The organism is Synechococcus sp. MIT S9509 (genome assembly GCF_047303035.1).
Taxonomy (GTDB): Bacteria; Cyanobacteriota; Cyanobacteriia; order PCC-6307; family Cyanobiaceae; genus Synechococcus_C.
The window spans coordinates 548,170-564,906 of sequence record NZ_CP138940.1 but is presented as its reverse complement, the minus strand read 5'-3'; the positions used below and the strand labels follow the sequence as shown (position 1 = coordinate 564,906).

Below are 16,737 nucleotides of genomic sequence, written 5' to 3'. Positions count from 1 at the left end.
ACAATCCAAGTCGGCTGCAATATGGTCTGGCTCTGTCAGGAATGAACGATCAGATCACGCTGCCATCTGGAATGGACGCATTCTTCACCACAACAACGATTCCATTGCGGATGTAAAAACCGAGTTCCGGACGATCAGCCTCCTCTACATGGTCCTTGTTCACGATGGTGACGTTGGAACCGATGCGAGCATTCTTATCGAGAATGGCACCTTTGACCGTGGTTCCCTGACCGACACCGAGGGGAATGCCACCTCGTTCTCTCAGAACAGCACGCTCTTCGCTTGATTCAAAGAAATCGGCACCCATCACCAGGGTGTCCTGGATGACGACATCGGACTCCAGACGACTGCGAACACCCAGAACACAGTGGTGAACACTGCAAGACTTCAGAATTGAACCCTCGCCGATGATGGAATTGGTGATCTGAGCATCCACGAGTTTGCTCGGCGGTAAATAACGAGGCCGGGTGTAGATCGGGAACTTCTCGTCATAAAAGCTGAAAGGAGGTTTCGGCTGTTGTGTGAGTGCGAGGTTGGCCTCATAAAACGCACCGATCGTGCCGATGTCTTCCCAGTAGTCATCAAAGACATAACTTTGGAGCTTGTCTCCACGAGCCAGGGATTCCGGGATCACCTCCTTGCCGAAATCCTTGTGATTGGTATTCCCGTCCAGCAGATCAAATAAAGTCTGACGACTGAACACGTAAATCCCCATCGAAGCCAGATAGGGACGCTCCTTGGCAGATTCAGAACTGAGCCCGAAGCGAGCTGTATCCACAGCCATTTGAAGCAGGGATTCACCCTTGGGCTTTTCTCGGAACTCCTGAATGTTGCCGTTGTCATCAGTTCTCATCAGGCCGAAGGATTCAGCCTGTTTGGCATCCACAGGAAGAGCAGCAACAGTCAGATCGGCACCTGTGCGCCGGTGATGTTCAATGAAAAGGCTGTAATCCATGCGATAAAGCTGATCGCCGGAAAGGATCAGATATTCATCAACATCCCATTCCTGAAACAGCCACTGATATTTGCGAACTGCATCTGCGGTGCCCTCAAACCAGGAAGGACTGTCGGGAGTCTGTTGAGCCGCAAGAACCTCAACAAAACCGCCACCAAAGGAATTGCTGAGATTGAACGTCTGACTCAGATGGCGGTTGAGTGATGCGCTGTTGAACTGCGTCATCACATACATCTTGTTGATGTCGGAGTTGATGCAGTTGCTGATCGGAATATCGATCAGTCGGTACTTCCCTGCGAGAGGAACTGCGGGCTTGGCCCGCATCTTGGTGAGGGGATAAAGACGCGTTCCCGCTCCTCCCCCAAGAATGATGGCCAGAACACGCTTCATGCCGCCCCCGCAGATCGGCTTTGCCGGGCAAACCTACAGGAGTTTTGGTGCTCCCAACCAATGCTTGGGACAGATCCGGCAAGAATGCTGGGAATCAGATTTAGACAGGGAACGATTCGGTAGAAAAGCACTCAACGATCCGAATCATCGTCCTGAGCCAGATCAAACAAACGCTCAATCACGATCAACGCGTTCTGTCTCTCACTGCGTTGCTGAGGTGCTCGCAAGGATGTCACCGGAGTGTGCAGAATTTTGTTGATGATGCCTTTACTGAGAGCTTCAACCACCTTTCGTTCGCGAGCCGAGAAGTCGGGTCCCATACGGCTGAGCGCTTTCTGCAGTTCCTCTGAGCGGATTGACTCCAGAGAAGAACGCAGTCTGTTGATGGTCGGGACAGCCTCAAGGCTGTCCCACCATTCCAGGAACAACCGAGCTTCTTCATCGAGGAGTCCCTGCGCTTCACGGGCCACCTGCTGGCGAGCTTCCTGATTGCGTTCGACAACCTCCTTGAGATCATCAACGTCATAGGCCTCAACACCGGTGATTCCCTCCACATCCGCATCAATATTGCGGGGAACTCCGATATCGACCAACCGCAGTGAACTGCGACGATTCAACTGCTGAAGACGAGCAGCATCAATGATCGGATCGTCCGCAGCTGTGCTTGTGAAAACAAGCGAGCATGTGCTCAGGCAATGGTCAAGATCCTCAAGAGGACGACACTGAACTGGAAGATCGGGAAAGTCTGCAGCCAGTGACTGTGCGCGAGCCACGGTTCGGTTTAACACCACCACACCTGAAGCACCCTTTGCCTTGAGGTGTTGCAGCAGTAAACGACTCATTCTGCCGGCGCCGACGACGGCCACCTGTTCATCCTCAAGGGTGACCAGATCATCGACACCTCGGCTCTGACCCAACTTCAGCTGGGCAAGTTCAACAGCTGCCGAGCTGATCGAGACAGCCCCCGTGCCCAGATTCGTTTCACTGCGAACCCGTTTGCCTGTGCTCACAGCTTGCGTGAGCAATCGATTGAGAATCGGCCCCAGAGACTTGTGCTCCTGGCCGAGACGCATCATTTTTTTGACCTGAGAGAGGATCTGGCCCTCCCCGAGCACCAAGCTGTCAAGGCCTGCGGCAACCCGCATCAGATGACCAACGGCATCCTCGTGGTGAAACGTGAACAGATGCGGCTTCAGATCACCGGTGTCCAGTCCGGAATGTCCACTGAGAAACTCCCTGACAGCGGAAATACCCAGTTCAGGATTGCGTACAAGGGTGTAAATCTCAAGGCGATTGCAGGTGCTGAGGATCGAAGCCTCAAGCACCTGATCATGGCCCCTCAGGTTCTGCAGGGATTCCTCCATGGTTTGCTCAGGAATACTGAGCTTTTCGCGCACTTCAACCGGTGCCGTTCGATGACTGAGGCCGACAACGGCGATATGCATGGAGAAACCCTCGCTGCTTGAAGAAAGAGATCAGCTCAGAGCGATGCTCTGTGCGCCTTCCTTGATATGAACCGTGTTGGTGAAACGGCAGGTGTCGTCAAGATTGCTGATCACAAGGCTGCTGGTGCGGGTGCAGTCCTTTTCGAACTTAACGCCGTGGAACAGCAGACCATCGGTGATGCCGCTGCCAGCAAATACCACATGCTCACCGGAGGCAAGTTCATCAGCCTCGTAAATCTTGTCGGGATCACTGATGCCCATCTCTTCAAGACGGGCGAGGTTTCCCTCCTTGGTGAGGTCCGCCCATTCCTTGGTTTGGGCCACAGCGGGGTCATAAACGAGCTGACCCTGAAAATGACCTCCCAGAGCACGCATGGCGGCTGCAGAGATCACGCCCTCGGGAGCAGCGCCAATACCCATCAGGCAATGGGTCCCCGTGCCGGCGAAGCCGCAGGCGATGGCTGCCTGAACATCACCATCTGAGATGGGTTGAACACGTGCTCCCGTTGAACGGATTTCGGCGATCAGGTCCTTGTGGCGGGTGCGGTCCATCACGACGATGGTGAGCTCGTCAACAGCAAGACCGAGACATTCGCTGAGAATCTTGATGTTTTCGGTGGCTGACTTGCGAATATCCACCTTGCCTTTTGCAGCTGGGGGAGCAGCCAGCTTTTTCATGTAGAAGTCAGGTGCATTGAACAGACCGCCACGATCGGAAGCCGCCAGCACAGCCATCGAACCGCGCTGGTTGTTGGCACAGAGATTGGTTCCTTCGCAGGGATCAACAGCGAAATCGACGCCAGGGCCCTTACCGCTGCCCACCTCCTCTCCGATGTAAAGCATGGGAGCTTCATCACGCTCGCCTTCACCGATGACAATTCGGCCTTGCATCTGGATCTGACCCATGCGCTGACGCATGGCTTCGACGGCAGCAGCATCGGCTTCATCCTTCTTGCCGAGGCCTGTGAGGCGAGCTGAGGCGATGGCTGCCTGCTCAACGACCTCGAGAATTTCCTGGATGAGAGTGCGATCCACTGGAGTGCGGCGGGGAACTAAATGCGGTGAGGATCAGCTCTCAGGACTTGGCGCCACTGGGCTTTTCGCTCAAAAGCGCGGCTTACTGTATCAGTGACTTCGAGCAGGCCTTAGATCAATGGTGCTTCTCTAAAGTCCCTCGAGTTTTAAGCCCTTCAATGACAGCATCCGAACGCCCCATTCAGATCATTCCATCGGTGCTTCCTGCTGATTGGGCCGCCATGGGTCAATGCGTGAAGGATCTCGAAGACGCGGGTGTGGACAGAATTCAATTCGATGTGATGGATGGCAACTTCGTTCCGAACCTCACCTTTGGCCCGGAACTCATCAAGGCATGCCGCAGGTACTGCAATGTGAAATTCGAAACACAGCTGATGGTGAGCCAATACAACGCGGAAACGATGCTTGATCAATACGTCGATGCCACTAAGGGACCCAATGGAGAACCAGGGGTGGTGATTGCTCACGTGGAAGCCAACACACACCTACACCGAGTTCTGGGAAGAATCCGCCAGCTCGGTGGCAGTCCATCGGTTGCGATGAATCCGCACACACCGATGGAAATGGTCAAAAACGTGCTCGACATGGTCGATCATGTCTTGGTGATGACTGTGAATCCAGGTTTTGGTGGACAGGCCTACATCCCCACCATGCTGGACAAGATTGCCCAGCTGAGAAAAACCATTGATGAACGTGGACTGACGGTTGATATTGAAGTCGACGGCGGAATCAAGGCCAACTGGACCATCTCCCAGTGCTGCGCCGCGGGCGCCAACTGCTTTATCGCAGGAAGCGGAATGTTCGCCTACCCGACCTTGAAAGAGGGATGCGACGATCTGCGTCGTGTTGCTGAGGAGGCCAGAGCAGGCAAGGTGCTTCCAACTCCTGCCTGAAGCAGCCATAGGTCTAAGCGAAGGCATGCCCCGGTGCATCCGGGGCATCAGCCGACTCAACTCTCCTGGTCGGCCACATCAGCTCCCGAACCCAGATCAGCATCGAGCTGCTGACCTGGTTTCCAGCCACTGGCCCAGATTTCCCTGCAACGGGCGTTCAGACTTTGGGAGTCAAGCCCCCAATCAGCGAGAAGCTTCTGAATGTCTTGTTTGATGTCGTGGGCACCTGGAAAATCTCCATAGCGCATCAAAAGTCGAGCCGCCACAGTCAGCTGCAAAGGTCCAGGATTTCCTTGGTGACCAAGCAGAGAATCCACCTGATCACGGTCAGTCTTATACAAAGGATGGGTCTGGTCTGTGGAGGTCTCCATGGAATTAACAAACTTTTTTTCGATGATACAAAAATAGAAAAATCCCATTAAAAAAACCAGCCACAATGAGAGGCTGGTTTCGAAAAGGAAAATGGTGAGAGAAAAACTCTCACCAGGTTTAGTTAATCAGAATGTGAATGTGGTACGAAGCACACCACCAAACTGGTTAAAGGTTCCATCCTTTCCTTGCTGACCCAAGTAGGTGAATTCACCCAAGGGACGACTCAGATAGAAGACTGCGGGGGTGACAGTGATGTTGTCTGTGACTTGGAAACCGTAATAAGCCTCCATGGCGTAGTTGCCATCGAAAGGTGTATCGCCACCCTTCAAAGCTGTCGCAAAAGTTGGCTGACCGATCGCAAAACCTAAGGAGTTGCCACGAAGGAAAGCGTCATCCCAATGCAGTGAGACCTGCCAAGACTGGGAAGTCGTGACAATACCATCAGGAGAACCATCGGTATCGTTAAGGGTATTGATGCCCCAACCAGCGCTGATTGCGGGGAACCAGCCTGAATCTTGAGGCTGCCAATAGCCAGAAAGAGCAAAGGCATTGAGTGAACTGTCGCTCAAGCTATCGCTAATTAAATAGCTGAACTGAGTAAATGCAGTTGAATAGGGAACCAAAGATGCGTCTTGCAGATAGGAATAGACGCCAGCAATTCCCCACTGCTCAGCCTGGTAGCCAATTTGAAAAGTTCCAACTCCAGCAGCAGCATCGGTTGCGATGCCACCTTGACGTGGATTACCAACCATTCCGTTGGCAGCTACGTACTGAACACCAGCGACGAAACCATCATTTTCGAAGTTCAGTGCAGCACCGGGGCCTTGAGTCTTGTTGTAAGCACCCGGAGCACCGTTGAGAGTCAGTACATCGAGCACTGTGTTGGCATCGCCTGAGGGATAGACAGAAGGCCACATCGGCATCATGTCGTCCTGACCGACGTTGGCACCCAGAACAAAACTGAAGCTGCTACCAATTGGCGCAGAATAAAACAGTTTATCAATGTAAACCGAATCAGATCCGCCGCCTGTGTCAAGGGAATCAGAAGCTACTTCAAGCGTCGAGAGCGTTGAAGGGGCACCAAAGAAACTTGTCGAACCAAAATTTCCAGCCCTGAGGGTGGTGGTCAGCAAATCCTTTCCAGTAAAGCTGGTGTTGAGATTGAGCTGAATGTCGTAATTGAAAGTGGTCGCACCATATTGAGTATTTTCGTAATCCTGAGCGTTCTGTCCACTAAGCAACAGGTCGCTGACTGCAGCATCACTAGCACCAATATTCTCAAAGAACCCTTGAACAGGATTGGCACCGCCATTAATAAACGCATCAATTGCGGCATCAGTAATTTCTTGATTACCGAAGAGACCACGATCCCTCAACTCAAAGAGGTCAAGAGCATCTAGATCTCCACCAAAGTTATTGGCACCGATGTCGAAGGTTGCCTGACCTTCAAGCTTGGTGGTGGTGGAGAACTGGGTTGCTTCCAGTTCACCAACGCGGGCTTCAAGACCATCAACACGGCCCTTGACGATGGCAAGCTCCTTCTCGAACTCCTTCATCAGACGCTTGAGCTCGTCGGTCACCTCGGTGACCCGGTCGAGGCAGGCGTTGAGCAGTGCAGCCGCTTCAAAGCGTGTCATCGCACGGTTGCCGCGGTAGGTGCCGTTGGGATAACCGGCGACACAGCCGTAGCGCTCAATCAGGTTGCTGAGTGCCTGATAGGCCCAGTCAGTCGGATAGACATCGGAGAACTGGGTGATGCTGGTGACCTGATCCACAGCAGCCGCGTCCCGAGACACGGAGGCATAATCGGAGACACCTGCGACATTGACTTCAGTTGCGCCAGCAGCCACAGGAGCCAAAAGGCCCAATGCTGCGGGAGCAACAAGCAATTGCTTGAAGAGTTTCATGGAGTTCCTCACACCAAAAATAGAGGAGCCCAAATAGTAAGGGAAAAGGGAATGGATGCAAGGGATCGAGACAATTCAAATGACCCAAAGAAGCGACTCACGGATACACAGAAACAAGTCTCAAAAGACTCACAGAAAAAGCTTCCGACTTTTTAGGAATATGGGCTTATTTGCTTGATGTCGTCGTACAACTGCTTTGCAAGCTTGTTGTTGTACCCAGTGCACAACTCGCGCATACACAACGCATCAAATATGGAAAACAGAGCTGGAAGCAGTGTCCAAAAGAAAATCAAGTAAATGATTCCATTGTTGCGCTCCTTAAGCCAGAATCTGTGGTATCCGAACCATCCGAGCAAGAGCGCATAAACCACACCTAACGAAGGCTGCCTGCAACGAAGTTCAAACTCATTCTCGAAAGCCATGATCTCACCATGTGACATCTTTTTGGCGAGATGCTTGTATTCTTTTCTCATCTGCTGCAACGTGAGCGAAACAGACCAAGACTAACAACTTGACAATTAAAGATCAAGTGAACTGGTGCAAATAAAAAGTCTCCGCCAAACACCCCAACGTTGCAAGATCAGCACCAATTTAAAGACGAAGCAGTGATATCAATGATCAACAATGGTAGAGAAACTAGAAAGTTATTTTCAAAAACGAACAATCTCTGCATTCAATGCAAATACGCACGTGTCAGAAAAGAATTCCAAAGAAAATAGTCCTCATCGACACCCGTGCCTATTATCAAGAAAGATGAATCCGGGACAATGCCCCATTGCAGCAAGTGTGGAAAATTACCTCCACTCGGAATCAAAAGATTTTTGCAGGCATTTACAAAAATAATTCAAAAAATAATCCTAAAGATCAGCAACGCAATGAGATCAAGGGATAAGAAACCAAATCGAACTACTTATCAATGAATTGAAAGACGATCGTAAATGAGCTAAAGGATAGAATTCCTCTAGCTCAATGAAAGTCAAACTGCAATCCAAGCTTCTTCCTGGCCATCACGACTTATAGATCCTGAGAAATTGTCTTTCCAATGCTCGTAAGCGATATCAAATTCACGATCCCAAAGAGGAGGGATATCAATGGTGGATTTTTAAAAATAACCGTCTTCAATGGCACTTAAATATAACCGCCGCAATGCAACCCAGCGTGGCTCGTTTTTGTGTGACATACGAAGGATGATATCTTGCATCTCTCCATCTATGTTTTCAGAAGGAATACAATAGAAAGCTCCTACACGACGTTTGGAGCGCAAAAAATTACCTTCCTCAAGCAAGTGATTAGTAATAGCAGTTTGACCATCCTTTTGGTCCAATAGCTGAAAAAGTTTGCGCGCCCTCTTAAGACCTGTTTGATATCTCCTGTTGGCAAGCCACTGCGTAATGGCCGTTCGACGCGTGATTGCTACTAAAACAAGTATCAGCGCAATGAGCAGTTCAATTTCAATAATCAGCATGATTACGAACAATCTTTTCTCAAGCTAGCAACGATTTGGACACCGGCAAGCATCATCGCCATTCGGGTATCAAATGCCACAACGCGGATCTCTTGATTCAATGCAAATGCTGGGCATTGTTTCAGATTTAAAACAGAGAAACTAGATTATGCGTAACAAATTCTACTCGCATTGCACTTTTAAGCCTTCTTTAATTGCCACAAGAAGCCTCGAGCACTAGCATTCGAAGAGATGCTTTGACAAAGCCAAGAAATGAATCTAAGTGAACTGGCAGTTCATCATTCTGCAACTGTTGTTGCTGTGAGCAGTGATGGAAGTGAACTAAGCAATTCCTTTAAAGACCGATTAGAAGCAATGGGTATAAGGAAGGGTAGAAAAGTTCAGGTCATGCGAAAAGCTCCGGGTGGAGACCCTTATGAAGTGAGGGTCGGAAGTACAACTGAGATTGCCATACGAAAGGCAGAAGCAGCACTGGTGGAAATTACGGATGTAGAAGATCTCAAGAAAACCTGAATCAATTTTTTTCAAATTCAACAATTCCTAAATCATCACCATGATCACTGCAGAAGCCGGCAAAACGACAGAACCAAAAAATGAATTACCTAGGATAGTTTTCATAGGTCAGCCCAACACGGGTAAATCAACTTTTTTCAATCGTGTCACCAACGCCACAGCCGGGGTCGCCAACTGGCCTGGGCTGACTGTCGACTTTATGCAGGCGAAAGTAGAGCGCGAAGGAAAAAGTGTTGAATTCGTAGATTTACCAGGAATCTATGATTTGGACGGTTTCACAGAAGACGAAAAAGTTGTTCAGGATTTTCTTGAAAAATATAGCTTTGATTTAATTGTTTGTGTCATTAATGCTTCTCAGATTGACAGGCAGATATTGCTTCCACTCCAGCTTAAAAAATTAGGGTTGCCTGCACTGGTTGCTCTGAACATGGCTGATGAGGTCAAACGTTTTGGAGTAAAAATCAACACCCAGCAATTATCTCAATATCTGGGTATGCCCGTATTCTCCATCAGCGCAAAATATGGTGCTGGCTGTAGTCTGGCAGTCGACGGAATTTGGAATACGGTTAACGACATCAAGGACTCTTACAAAGTCTCAGAACTTGTTGAATTTTGTCGTGAAAACAAAATAACTGATAATGAAATACAGGAGTCTTTAGATCAAGGAATAGAAATGCCACCAGAAAATCTGGTGACATTTACAAACCGGCTTGACTCTGTGCTTTTGCATCCGGTCTTTGGTCTACCAATCTTCTTCCTAACAATGTTGGCTCTTTTTGCCTTCATATGGAACGTAGGTATGCCAGCACAGGATCCTGTTGGAGAATTCACTGATTGGTTGCAATCGACAGTGCTGGAACCTGGATTAGCTTTTTTACCTGAAGTCGTTAAAGATTTTGTCATTAACGGTCCATATGCAGGTTTTGCAGCACTGCTTGGATTTGTTCCGCTTGTCGCCTTCTTCTTTGTTGTGATGACGGCACTGGAAGACAGCGGATACTTATCCAGAGCTGCGTACTTGATGGATAACATCATGCGCAAAGCAGGTCTTGATGGACGAGGCTTCGTCATGCAGTTATTCGGGTTTGGCTGCAATGTTCCTGCAATCATGGGAACAAGAACCATTCGCTCGCGAAGCCAGCGGCTTCTTTCCATTCTTGTAATTCCCTTCGCACTCTGCTCAGCCAGATTGCAGGTGTTCGTATTCTTTTTGGGCATTATTCTTCCCAAAAACGGATTCTACGCGCTTTGGCTTCTCTACATCATTAGTTTTGTTGTCGCCTTTGTAATGGCAGCAATCTTTAATGCTAGTGGTCAATTCAAATCAAAAGATCCTTTCGTTATCGAATTGCCCCCTTACAGAACTCCAACATTCAAACAGGTTGCTTTGAATGTATGGAGTGAAATGAAAACTTTCGTACAAAAACTCTCAGTTTTCATGATTATTGGTACAACAATCACTTGGTTCCTTACTAACTATCCGGGTGGTTCAGAAGGTTTAAACACTTACGCTGGTCAGATTGGAACATTCTTTGCACCCCTAATGAGCCCCCTGGGAATTAATCCATTGCTCACAGTATCTCTAATTATTGGATTTGTTGCAAAAGAAGTGCAGCTTGCTGCAGTCGCAACTATGTACGGATTGGGCGAGGGCAGCGATGCATTAAAAACAACATTGGGTGGGGCTATTAACTTTCAACAAGGCTTCAGTTACTGCCTGTTTAGTCTTCTCTACGTTCCATGCTTGACAACTGTTGCAACAATCTGGGGAGAAACAAAATCAACAAGATTTACTCTCTTCTCCGTTGCAGTTTCGATGATCGTGGCATGGGTCGTAGCTTTTGGATTTTACCAAACCTATAATCTTATATTTGCGTCTTAAGTTCTTCATTTCAACCAAAATAGAAAAAGCACTGTCTCAGTCAGACAGTGCTTTTTTTGTGAATGCCTACGGCTGAACAAGCTGTTACGCGACCCTTTTTTCTAATGGCGTGAAATCCCAACCAATTGGAGAAGAAGTCTTATTTTTTTCACGATGTTGCTGATAGAGGTCTTCAATTTCCACACATGCCTTGTCATAGGCATGCCAACCAACCATACGTCTTGAATGGGCTCTGCCTCTTTTATCAACTGATTGATCCACAGTCACTCCATTGGTTTCAGCACTCTCAAAAGCGCTCAAAAGGGGAATCTGGGATTGCAAAACACAGATATCAAAACCCTGAAGGATTTCAACGGCTGCTTCCGCTGATGACTTTTTACGTGAATCAACCTTCACCAATAAAGCGGCGAAAGGAATGCGATAATTATTGAGTAAGGTTGACATCTCAACAGTTAACTCTATGGAACGACTTTGAGGAGTTGTCGGTAACACAATAATATCGGAACCCTCAACAAGATTTTTTAGTTCTTCTTCATTGCTGCTTGCCTGTCCATCTGTCACAACAATATCTGCACCTCGAGCTGCCTTAGCTGCCGCTTCTATAGGAATGACGGGATAGGGCAACAATTCTCGAGCACCATAAGCAGTAGCCGATCGATTTCTATCGGCATCAATCAAAGCAACCTTTTTATGTTTGCAAGCCCAGATGGCAGCCAGATGCACGCTAGTGCACGTTTTTGCCACCCCTCCTTTCTGGCCGAAAACAGTGATAAACATGTTTAAAACAACTTTCTGGCATCATTACGTCATCAAGAGCGATGTCAAGTCCCATTCATTTCGCTGCCATGAGCTAATTAATGGAATGAATCCGTCATACGTAACAACTGAGCAAAACTAACGATGACAAATAAGCAGATCCAGTGATCTGGAGTGTCATAACCCCGATTGAGTGTATGGGATCAATCATTCAAAGCAATCAGCAATGCAGAACGGTGGTTGCAACAAGCCAATCCATGGTGTGCCGGCTCGCTGATATCGTCGGCATCTGAACCAACAGGCAGGAACCCGAAAATGACTAAACAGTTACTGCTCAGTGCATGAAATGCAACACCTTCATCATCCTCCTTGATCAGATTGTTCACTATGGACGAAAAATCATCCAACGAAACTCTGCCTCAAAATGAGGAAAGAGAAACCTTCAACGCCTGGTTGAAGCGTAACCGTCTTGACAATGGACAACCTTGGCTTTTCTATGGCGAAGACGAACAGTTTCAGGATGGTTAAACCAAATAAAGAATTAAAATCCTGCAGAGCAGATTTCAGAAAAGATTCTCCTATTAATTAATTCACACCTGTTTTGTTTGCCGTATATGAATTAAGAGCCTGTGCACTTAAAATTCACGAAAAGCTTAGTATATTTTTTTTAATTAGACTAACTATACCCGCAAGGATTCCGCTGATCACAAATATAAACCCAGGACATACACTAAGCTGCTTGCATAGTGGTGCTGACCTGGCTGATCAATCTGGGCGCGTCAGTTAGTGAATTTGGGTCCATCAACCACTGATCGAGTTCAATTGTTTGAATCATTTCAAAGATTTCAGTTACTGACGTCAAATCTTGCTGCATAAATTCCATAATCACCCTGATTTTTGCGCACACTTCCGACTCTGATTTGCAAAAATATCTCACAGATCCTTGAACTCCTCTGCTGACATATTGGTTGAGAAACCTCTCAAGGCTGTCCTTTTCATACCCATCCTCAATCGAACCCTTGAGCTCAATGCTTCGTATCGTGAAGTAGCCAACTGTTGTTTCAGGCATCACTCATAGAAAAGTACCAATACCTTAGAGGTCACTTTTTGGGATTGTGGGTCAACTCGATACTTCACCAGCCTTCTTAAAGCACTCTTGAGTCAATGTGGATTTATCGATAAACATCTTCATTGATTGCATATAGCTGGTGGAAATATTTACTGCTGGCAAAATCTTGCAGAGTTTATTGTGACCGAGACAAGCATATTGCCATGCGCGATTAAGACAATTGGCAATGATTACGAGGAGAAACCAAATCACTTGCCGACAAAATGGTGAGTCGAACCAATAGTGATTCCTTCCCGTGCAAGGTATTAAGCGAAACAAATAAACTATGAATAAGGGTAAGCATTGGGAACGAAAAATTGTTCGTTAATTGGAGGACGAACATAGTCACTATTTTTAGGTCTTGGTGGAAGCTTGATTCCGGGCGGTGTCATGTCTTCCCATGGCACTTTGCTGAGTACGTGGCGGAGACAATTGAGTCTTGCTCTCCGTTTGTCATCAGCCTCAACAGTGAACCAGGGAGCCTCAGGAATATTGGTCCGCGTGAACATTTCGTCCTTGGCTCGTGAAAAATCAATCCAACGATTGCGCGCCTCAAGATCCATGGGGCTCAGCTTCCAGCGACGGGTGGGGTCATCAATCCGCGACTGGAAACGCACTTCCTGCTCTGTATCACTTACTGAAAACCAATATTTGAGAACAAGAATGCCGCTGCGCACCAGCATCCGTTCGAATTCAGGGGCATCATCAAGAAACTGCTCCACCTGATCGGGGCTGCAGAACCCCATCACACGCTCAACTCCAGCACGGTTGTACCAGCTTCGATCAAAAACAACGATTTCACCAGCAGCCGGGAAATGTTCAACATAACGCTGGAAATACCACTGACTTTTCTGACGCTCCGTTGGTGTTCCAAGTGCAACAACCCTGCAACCTCTAGGGTTCAATGGTTCAGTCAGTCGTTTGATTGTGCCCCCTTTGCCGGCTGCATCACGACCTTCAAAGAGAACGATCATCCGATAGCCGGTTTCTCGAATCCAGTACTGCATTCTTACAAGATCAGTCTGCAAACGAATCAATTCAGCCTCATACAGCTTCTTGTTCAACCTCACAATTTTTTGATGATGATCTTCCATCAGCCCTCCAAGCAAATCAGATGGAGTTTCAATATCCTGCGTGCTACCGCTAAGACTTTCAAGAGCAACGTCAGTCACTCGCTCTGAACATGTTTTGTCCTTTGAGTGGTGATGTTTTTTTGCCCTGTTCTTGTCTTTGTTGCCCATGGTCAGAACAAATCCATTCCTATTGGAGGCAGCGAAGAGGTGAACACGCCGTCTGCTCCATTTTTTCTCAGATTTCAGCTCGTCGGAGAGATGCCCTTGCCATCCAGCAACGGCAGGCTGAAGCGGATCGCGAACCTGCCTGGAACAGACCCAGCATCGATCTCACCGCTATGGATGCACTCGAGACTGCCGCCATGGAGACGGGCCACGTGGGACACAATGGCGAGCCCCAGACCGCAATGACCCTGCTGACCTCGGGATGAATCAAGTCGGTGAAAAGGTTGTAATGCCTCATCCCATTGCTGAGCTGGCATCCCCTCACCCTGATCCCAGACCTCGATGCAGCAGCGAGCATTTTCGACATGCAGGCGCAAAATGACCGGAGCAACTCCGTAAGAGAAAGCATTGTCGACCAGGTTGGCGATTGCACGACCGAGAGCAACAGGTTTGACCGAAACTGAAAGCGGAGCCAGGTCGAGTCGCAATTGATCAGCGGGGTGGCTGCTGGCCACTTCCGCCAGCAATTGATCCAGGGGAACCTGCACTGAGGTTTCACCGTCACCACCGCCGGCAAAAAGCAAAAACTGCCCGGTGATGCGTTCAAGAGACTGGAGATCTCCAGCACAACGCTCCCGCTCATCTGCTGACAGCTGCGGCATGGACAGACGGAACTGAAGACGGGTGATCGGTGCTCTCAGATCATGGGCAATGCCGGCAAGCATCGTCGCTCGTTCGCGACGATTGGCAGCCAGCCTCTGCACCATGGCGTTGAAACGCTGCGTGAGGCGCTGAACTTCAGGAGCTCCACGTGCCCTGACCGCGTCAGGATCCTCGCCATCACCCACTCGAGAAAGCGCTTTCTCCAAACCCCGCAGCGGTGCCTCCACCTCCACCAGCAGAAAAAGTCCGCCGCAGATGATGCCGGCGCCGACCAGTGAAAGCCCAAGCAGCGTGGGCTCCGGAGGCCATCGCATCATCGAGGGCACGTCAACACGCAGCCAGATGGGCTCAAGAGGAGAAATCAGTTCAATCCACACACTGCGTTCACCGCGCGCAGCTCGGTCGGGCAGCACCATTGGACAGTGAGAGAGTCGTCGACAGAGCTGAAGCTGGAGCGCTTCGGCTTGACGTTTAAAAGCCGCTGAGGGGGGGAGCGGTGCGGGTTTGGGACGAACCGTGACCTCAAGATCAAGACCACTCAATTCAGCAACCAGATGAGGGGGGTAACGCTCCAGTGCCAGCTCAGTGAGCCGCACGTTGAGGGCGAGATCCCTTCCGAGCTGAATCGTCTGCAACTGTTCCAGTTGGCGACCGAAGAGAGCCTGGAACACCACCAGACAAAAAGCCGAACTCCCGAGAGCCAGGCCTCCCCATCCCAGCAGAGCAATGAGACGCTTCTGCCAGGGACGGGAAGGCATCGACAACAGCCGTGAGAGAGAAATCAGCGAGATCGCGGCTGGCCGTCAGGGACGAACACATAGCCGTAACCCCAGACTGTCTGGATGTAGCGCGGACGGGTTGGGTCCGGCTCCACCAGTTTGCGCACTCTTGAGACCTGCACGTCCATGCTGCGACTGTCTGTGTCGCAGCCGGGCCCCCGAGCAAGCTCTATCAACCGTTCCCGCGACAGAGGGCGGTGCGGGTGCTGGACAAACGACGCTAGAAGACTGAACTCGCCACTGGTGATCACAACAGGCTGACTTTCACGAGTCAGCGTTCGGGCAGCCAGATCCAGCACATTGTCTCCAAACACCACATCACCACCCTCAGCCAGAGGTGTGCCTGCGGGCAGAGCACTGCGCCGCCTCAAAACAGCTTCAATCCGCGCTGAAAGCTCCCGGGGGAGAAAAGGCTTGGCCAGATAATCATCAGCCCCCTGCTCCAGGCCGATGATGCGATCCACGCCTTCTCCACGAGCCGTCAGCATCACTACCGGCAGGTCATCGCCAGCATCCCTGAGGCGACGAAGAGCAGTCAGCCCATCATCACCGGGCATCATCAGGTCGAGCACGATCAGATCAGGTCGCTGAAATTCCAGACGGGCCTCCAGCTGCTTCACGTCGCTGAGACTGCGTACGTCGTAGCCCTGATCCAGCAGATAGGTCCCAACCATCTGACGCAAATCAGGGTCATCATCGACCACCCAGATCATCGAAGTGCGGGGCATGGGTTCTGTCGCTGCTTCAAGGTGCACTGATCGTATGGATCCCTTTGCGTCCTGTCGCGCTGAAACGGACCTTGTCACAGCTGAACGGGGCATTGTCATGGGTCAGACATGTCCGTGTCAGCGAAAGTCCATATGCTCGGTTTATGGCGAAGCGCTTGTCACAACCGGTGTTGATGGTCTTGGTGCTGACTGGGATCCAAAGTGTTATTCCGTACGCCTCTGCACTGGCGAATCCACTGAACGTTCAGATTTACGGGCGCCGAATGGAAGCCCTTTTCCTGCAGATGGACGTGAACGGGGATGGTCGACTGGAGTCAGGCGAAGTCAAAGGGCAACTCTATTTCGAACGGCGCCTGCAACGCCCTGATTCACGCGGTTATCTGTTACTCGAAGATGTCAGCCCTTTGAGCCCCCATCCGAGTGGGCAGCGACTGCAGAAACGCTTCAACCAGGCTGATCGCAACGGTGATGGACGAATCGATCGCAATGAATGTCAAGCACTGCCCTGGTTGAGCCGGAATTTTGTGAGCTTCGATCTCGACGACGATGGTGGACTGACGCTTGAAGAGCTGTGGACAGTGCAGAGATCACTCGCTCCGCGCCACTGA

The 16,737-nt window shown here is 49.8% G+C and carries 17 protein-coding genes; 4 read left to right on the top strand and 13 right to left on the bottom strand.

Going from position 1 to position 16,737, the window contains the following annotated elements; translation table 11 throughout:
• Positions 1-49: 49 nt before the first annotated feature.
• The 3 genes from SIB73_RS03150 to glpX form a co-directional block, all read right to left on the bottom strand.
• Complete coding sequence (locus SIB73_RS03150; RefSeq protein ID WP_413403000.1) at positions 50-1,345, bottom strand: glucose-1-phosphate adenylyltransferase; 1,296 nt, start codon at positions 1,343-1,345, stop codon at positions 50-52.
• A 131-nt stretch (positions 1,346-1,476) separates the two neighbouring features.
• A complete protein-coding gene (locus SIB73_RS03145; protein ID WP_413403002.1) occupies positions 1,477-2,790 on the bottom strand; it encodes a glutamyl-tRNA reductase in 1,314 nt (437 codons plus the stop codon).
• A gap of 30 nt (positions 2,791-2,820) precedes the next feature.
• Positions 2,821-3,825, bottom strand: a complete 1,005-nt coding sequence (glpX, locus tag SIB73_RS03140; protein ID WP_413403004.1) for a class II fructose-bisphosphatase — start codon at positions 3,823-3,825, stop codon at positions 2,821-2,823.
• Positions 3,826-3,983: 158 nt separating this feature from the next.
• Between glpX and rpe the strand changes: the two genes are divergently transcribed.
• Positions 3,984-4,718, top strand: coding sequence for a ribulose-phosphate 3-epimerase (rpe, locus tag SIB73_RS03135; protein ID WP_413403006.1), 735 nt, complete (start codon positions 3,984-3,986; stop codon positions 4,716-4,718).
• 56 nt (positions 4,719-4,774) lie between these two features.
• On the opposite strand, the gene SIB73_RS03130 is transcribed toward rpe, so the two are convergent.
• The 4 genes from SIB73_RS03130 to SIB73_RS03115 all read right to left on the bottom strand — a co-directional run bounded on the left by SIB73_RS03130 (position 4,775) and on the right by SIB73_RS03115 (position 8,462).
• A complete protein-coding gene (locus SIB73_RS03130; protein WP_413403008.1) occupies positions 4,775-5,089 on the bottom strand; it encodes a DUF3288 family protein in 315 nt (104 codons plus the stop codon).
• 126 nt (positions 5,090-5,215) lie between these two features.
• Positions 5,216-6,997, bottom strand: coding sequence for an iron uptake porin (locus SIB73_RS03125; protein WP_413403010.1), 1,782 nt, complete (start codon positions 6,995-6,997; stop codon positions 5,216-5,218).
• A gap of 152 nt (positions 6,998-7,149) precedes the next feature.
• Positions 7,150-7,419, bottom strand: a complete 270-nt coding sequence (locus SIB73_RS03120) for a TM2 domain-containing protein (protein WP_413439782.1) — start codon at positions 7,417-7,419, stop codon at positions 7,150-7,152.
• 680 nt (positions 7,420-8,099) lie between these two features.
• Entirely contained in the window at positions 8,100-8,462 is a 363-nt protein-coding gene (locus SIB73_RS03115; protein WP_413403012.1) for a hypothetical protein, read from the bottom strand.
• A gap of 252 nt (positions 8,463-8,714) precedes the next feature.
• On the opposite strand from SIB73_RS03115, the gene SIB73_RS03110 reads away from it, so the two are divergent.
• Both SIB73_RS03110 and feoB read left to right on the top strand, forming a co-directional pair.
• Complete coding sequence (locus SIB73_RS03110) at positions 8,715-8,975, top strand: FeoA family protein (RefSeq protein ID WP_413403014.1); 261 nt, start codon at positions 8,715-8,717, stop codon at positions 8,973-8,975.
• A 40-nt stretch (positions 8,976-9,015) separates the two neighbouring features.
• On the top strand, positions 9,016-10,857 hold the full coding sequence (gene feoB / locus SIB73_RS03105) for a ferrous iron transport protein B (RefSeq protein ID WP_413403016.1): 1,842 nt from the start codon (positions 9,016-9,018) through the stop codon (positions 10,855-10,857).
• Between the two features lie 84 nt (positions 10,858-10,941).
• Here feoB and SIB73_RS03100 read toward each other — a convergent pair whose 3' ends face one another.
• The 6 genes from SIB73_RS03100 to SIB73_RS03075 form a co-directional block, all read right to left on the bottom strand.
• Positions 10,942-11,634, bottom strand: coding sequence for a ParA family protein (locus tag SIB73_RS03100; RefSeq protein WP_413403018.1), 693 nt, complete (start codon positions 11,632-11,634; stop codon positions 10,942-10,944).
• A gap of 182 nt (positions 11,635-11,816) precedes the next feature.
• Positions 11,817-11,999, bottom strand: coding sequence for a hypothetical protein (locus SIB73_RS03095; RefSeq protein ID WP_413439706.1), 183 nt, complete (start codon positions 11,997-11,999; stop codon positions 11,817-11,819).
• A gap of 344 nt (positions 12,000-12,343) precedes the next feature.
• Complete coding sequence (locus SIB73_RS03090; RefSeq protein WP_413403020.1) at positions 12,344-12,682, bottom strand: hypothetical protein; 339 nt, start codon at positions 12,680-12,682, stop codon at positions 12,344-12,346.
• Positions 12,683-13,005: 323 nt separating this feature from the next.
• A complete protein-coding gene (gene ppk2 / locus SIB73_RS03085) occupies positions 13,006-13,962 on the bottom strand; it encodes a polyphosphate kinase 2 (RefSeq protein WP_413403021.1) in 957 nt (318 codons plus the stop codon).
• 74 nt (positions 13,963-14,036) lie between these two features.
• A complete protein-coding gene (locus SIB73_RS03080; RefSeq protein ID WP_413403023.1) occupies positions 14,037-15,380 on the bottom strand; it encodes an ATP-binding protein in 1,344 nt (447 codons plus the stop codon).
• A 23-nt stretch (positions 15,381-15,403) separates the two neighbouring features.
• Positions 15,404-16,129: a response regulator gene (locus SIB73_RS03075; protein WP_413403025.1), complete on the bottom strand. Its 726-nt coding sequence runs from the start codon at positions 16,127-16,129 to the stop codon at positions 15,404-15,406.
• Positions 16,130-16,272: 143 nt separating this feature from the next.
• Between SIB73_RS03075 and SIB73_RS03070 the strand changes: the two genes are divergently transcribed.
• On the top strand, positions 16,273-16,737 hold the full coding sequence (locus tag SIB73_RS03070) for an EF-hand domain-containing protein (protein WP_413403027.1): 465 nt from the start codon (positions 16,273-16,275) through the stop codon (positions 16,735-16,737).

Bases quoted from the DNA above. Each gene is read 5' to 3' on its own strand.
- SIB73_RS03150 (WP_413403000.1), bottom strand. From the start codon at position 1,345: ATGAAGCGTGTTCTGGCCATCATTCTTGGGGGAGGAGCGGGAACGCGT.
- SIB73_RS03145 (WP_413403002.1), bottom strand. From the start codon at position 2,790: ATGCATATCGCCGTTGTCGGCCTCAGTCATCGAACGGCACCGGTTGAA.
- rpe (WP_413403006.1), top strand. From the start codon at position 3,984: ATGACAGCATCCGAACGCCCCATTCAGATCATTCCATCGGTGCTTCCT.
- SIB73_RS03130 (WP_413403008.1), bottom strand. From the start codon at position 5,089: ATGGAGACCTCCACAGACCAGACCCATCCTTTGTATAAGACTGACCGT.
- SIB73_RS03125 (WP_413403010.1), bottom strand. From the start codon at position 6,997: ATGAAACTCTTCAAGCAATTGCTTGTTGCTCCCGCAGCATTGGGCCTT.
- SIB73_RS03120 (WP_413439782.1), bottom strand. From the start codon at position 7,419: ATGGCTTTCGAGAATGAGTTTGAACTTCGTTGCAGGCAGCCTTCGTTA.
- SIB73_RS03115 (WP_413403012.1), bottom strand. From the start codon at position 8,462: ATGCTGATTATTGAAATTGAACTGCTCATTGCGCTGATACTTGTTTTA.
- SIB73_RS03110 (WP_413403014.1), top strand. From the start codon at position 8,715: ATGAATCTAAGTGAACTGGCAGTTCATCATTCTGCAACTGTTGTTGCT.
- feoB (WP_413403016.1), top strand. From the start codon at position 9,016: ATGATCACTGCAGAAGCCGGCAAAACGACAGAACCAAAAAATGAATTA.
- SIB73_RS03100 (WP_413403018.1), bottom strand. From the start codon at position 11,634: ATGTTTATCACTGTTTTCGGCCAGAAAGGAGGGGTGGCAAAAACGTGC.
- SIB73_RS03090 (WP_413403020.1), bottom strand. From the start codon at position 12,682: ATGCCTGAAACAACAGTTGGCTACTTCACGATACGAAGCATTGAGCTC.
- ppk2 (WP_413403021.1), bottom strand. From the start codon at position 13,962: ATGGGCAACAAAGACAAGAACAGGGCAAAAAAACATCACCACTCAAAG.
- SIB73_RS03080 (WP_413403023.1), bottom strand. From the start codon at position 15,380: ATGCCTTCCCGTCCCTGGCAGAAGCGTCTCATTGCTCTGCTGGGATGG.
- SIB73_RS03075 (WP_413403025.1), bottom strand. From the start codon at position 16,129: ATGCCCCGCACTTCGATGATCTGGGTGGTCGATGATGACCCTGATTTG.
- SIB73_RS03070 (WP_413403027.1), top strand. From the start codon at position 16,273: ATGGCGAAGCGCTTGTCACAACCGGTGTTGATGGTCTTGGTGCTGACT.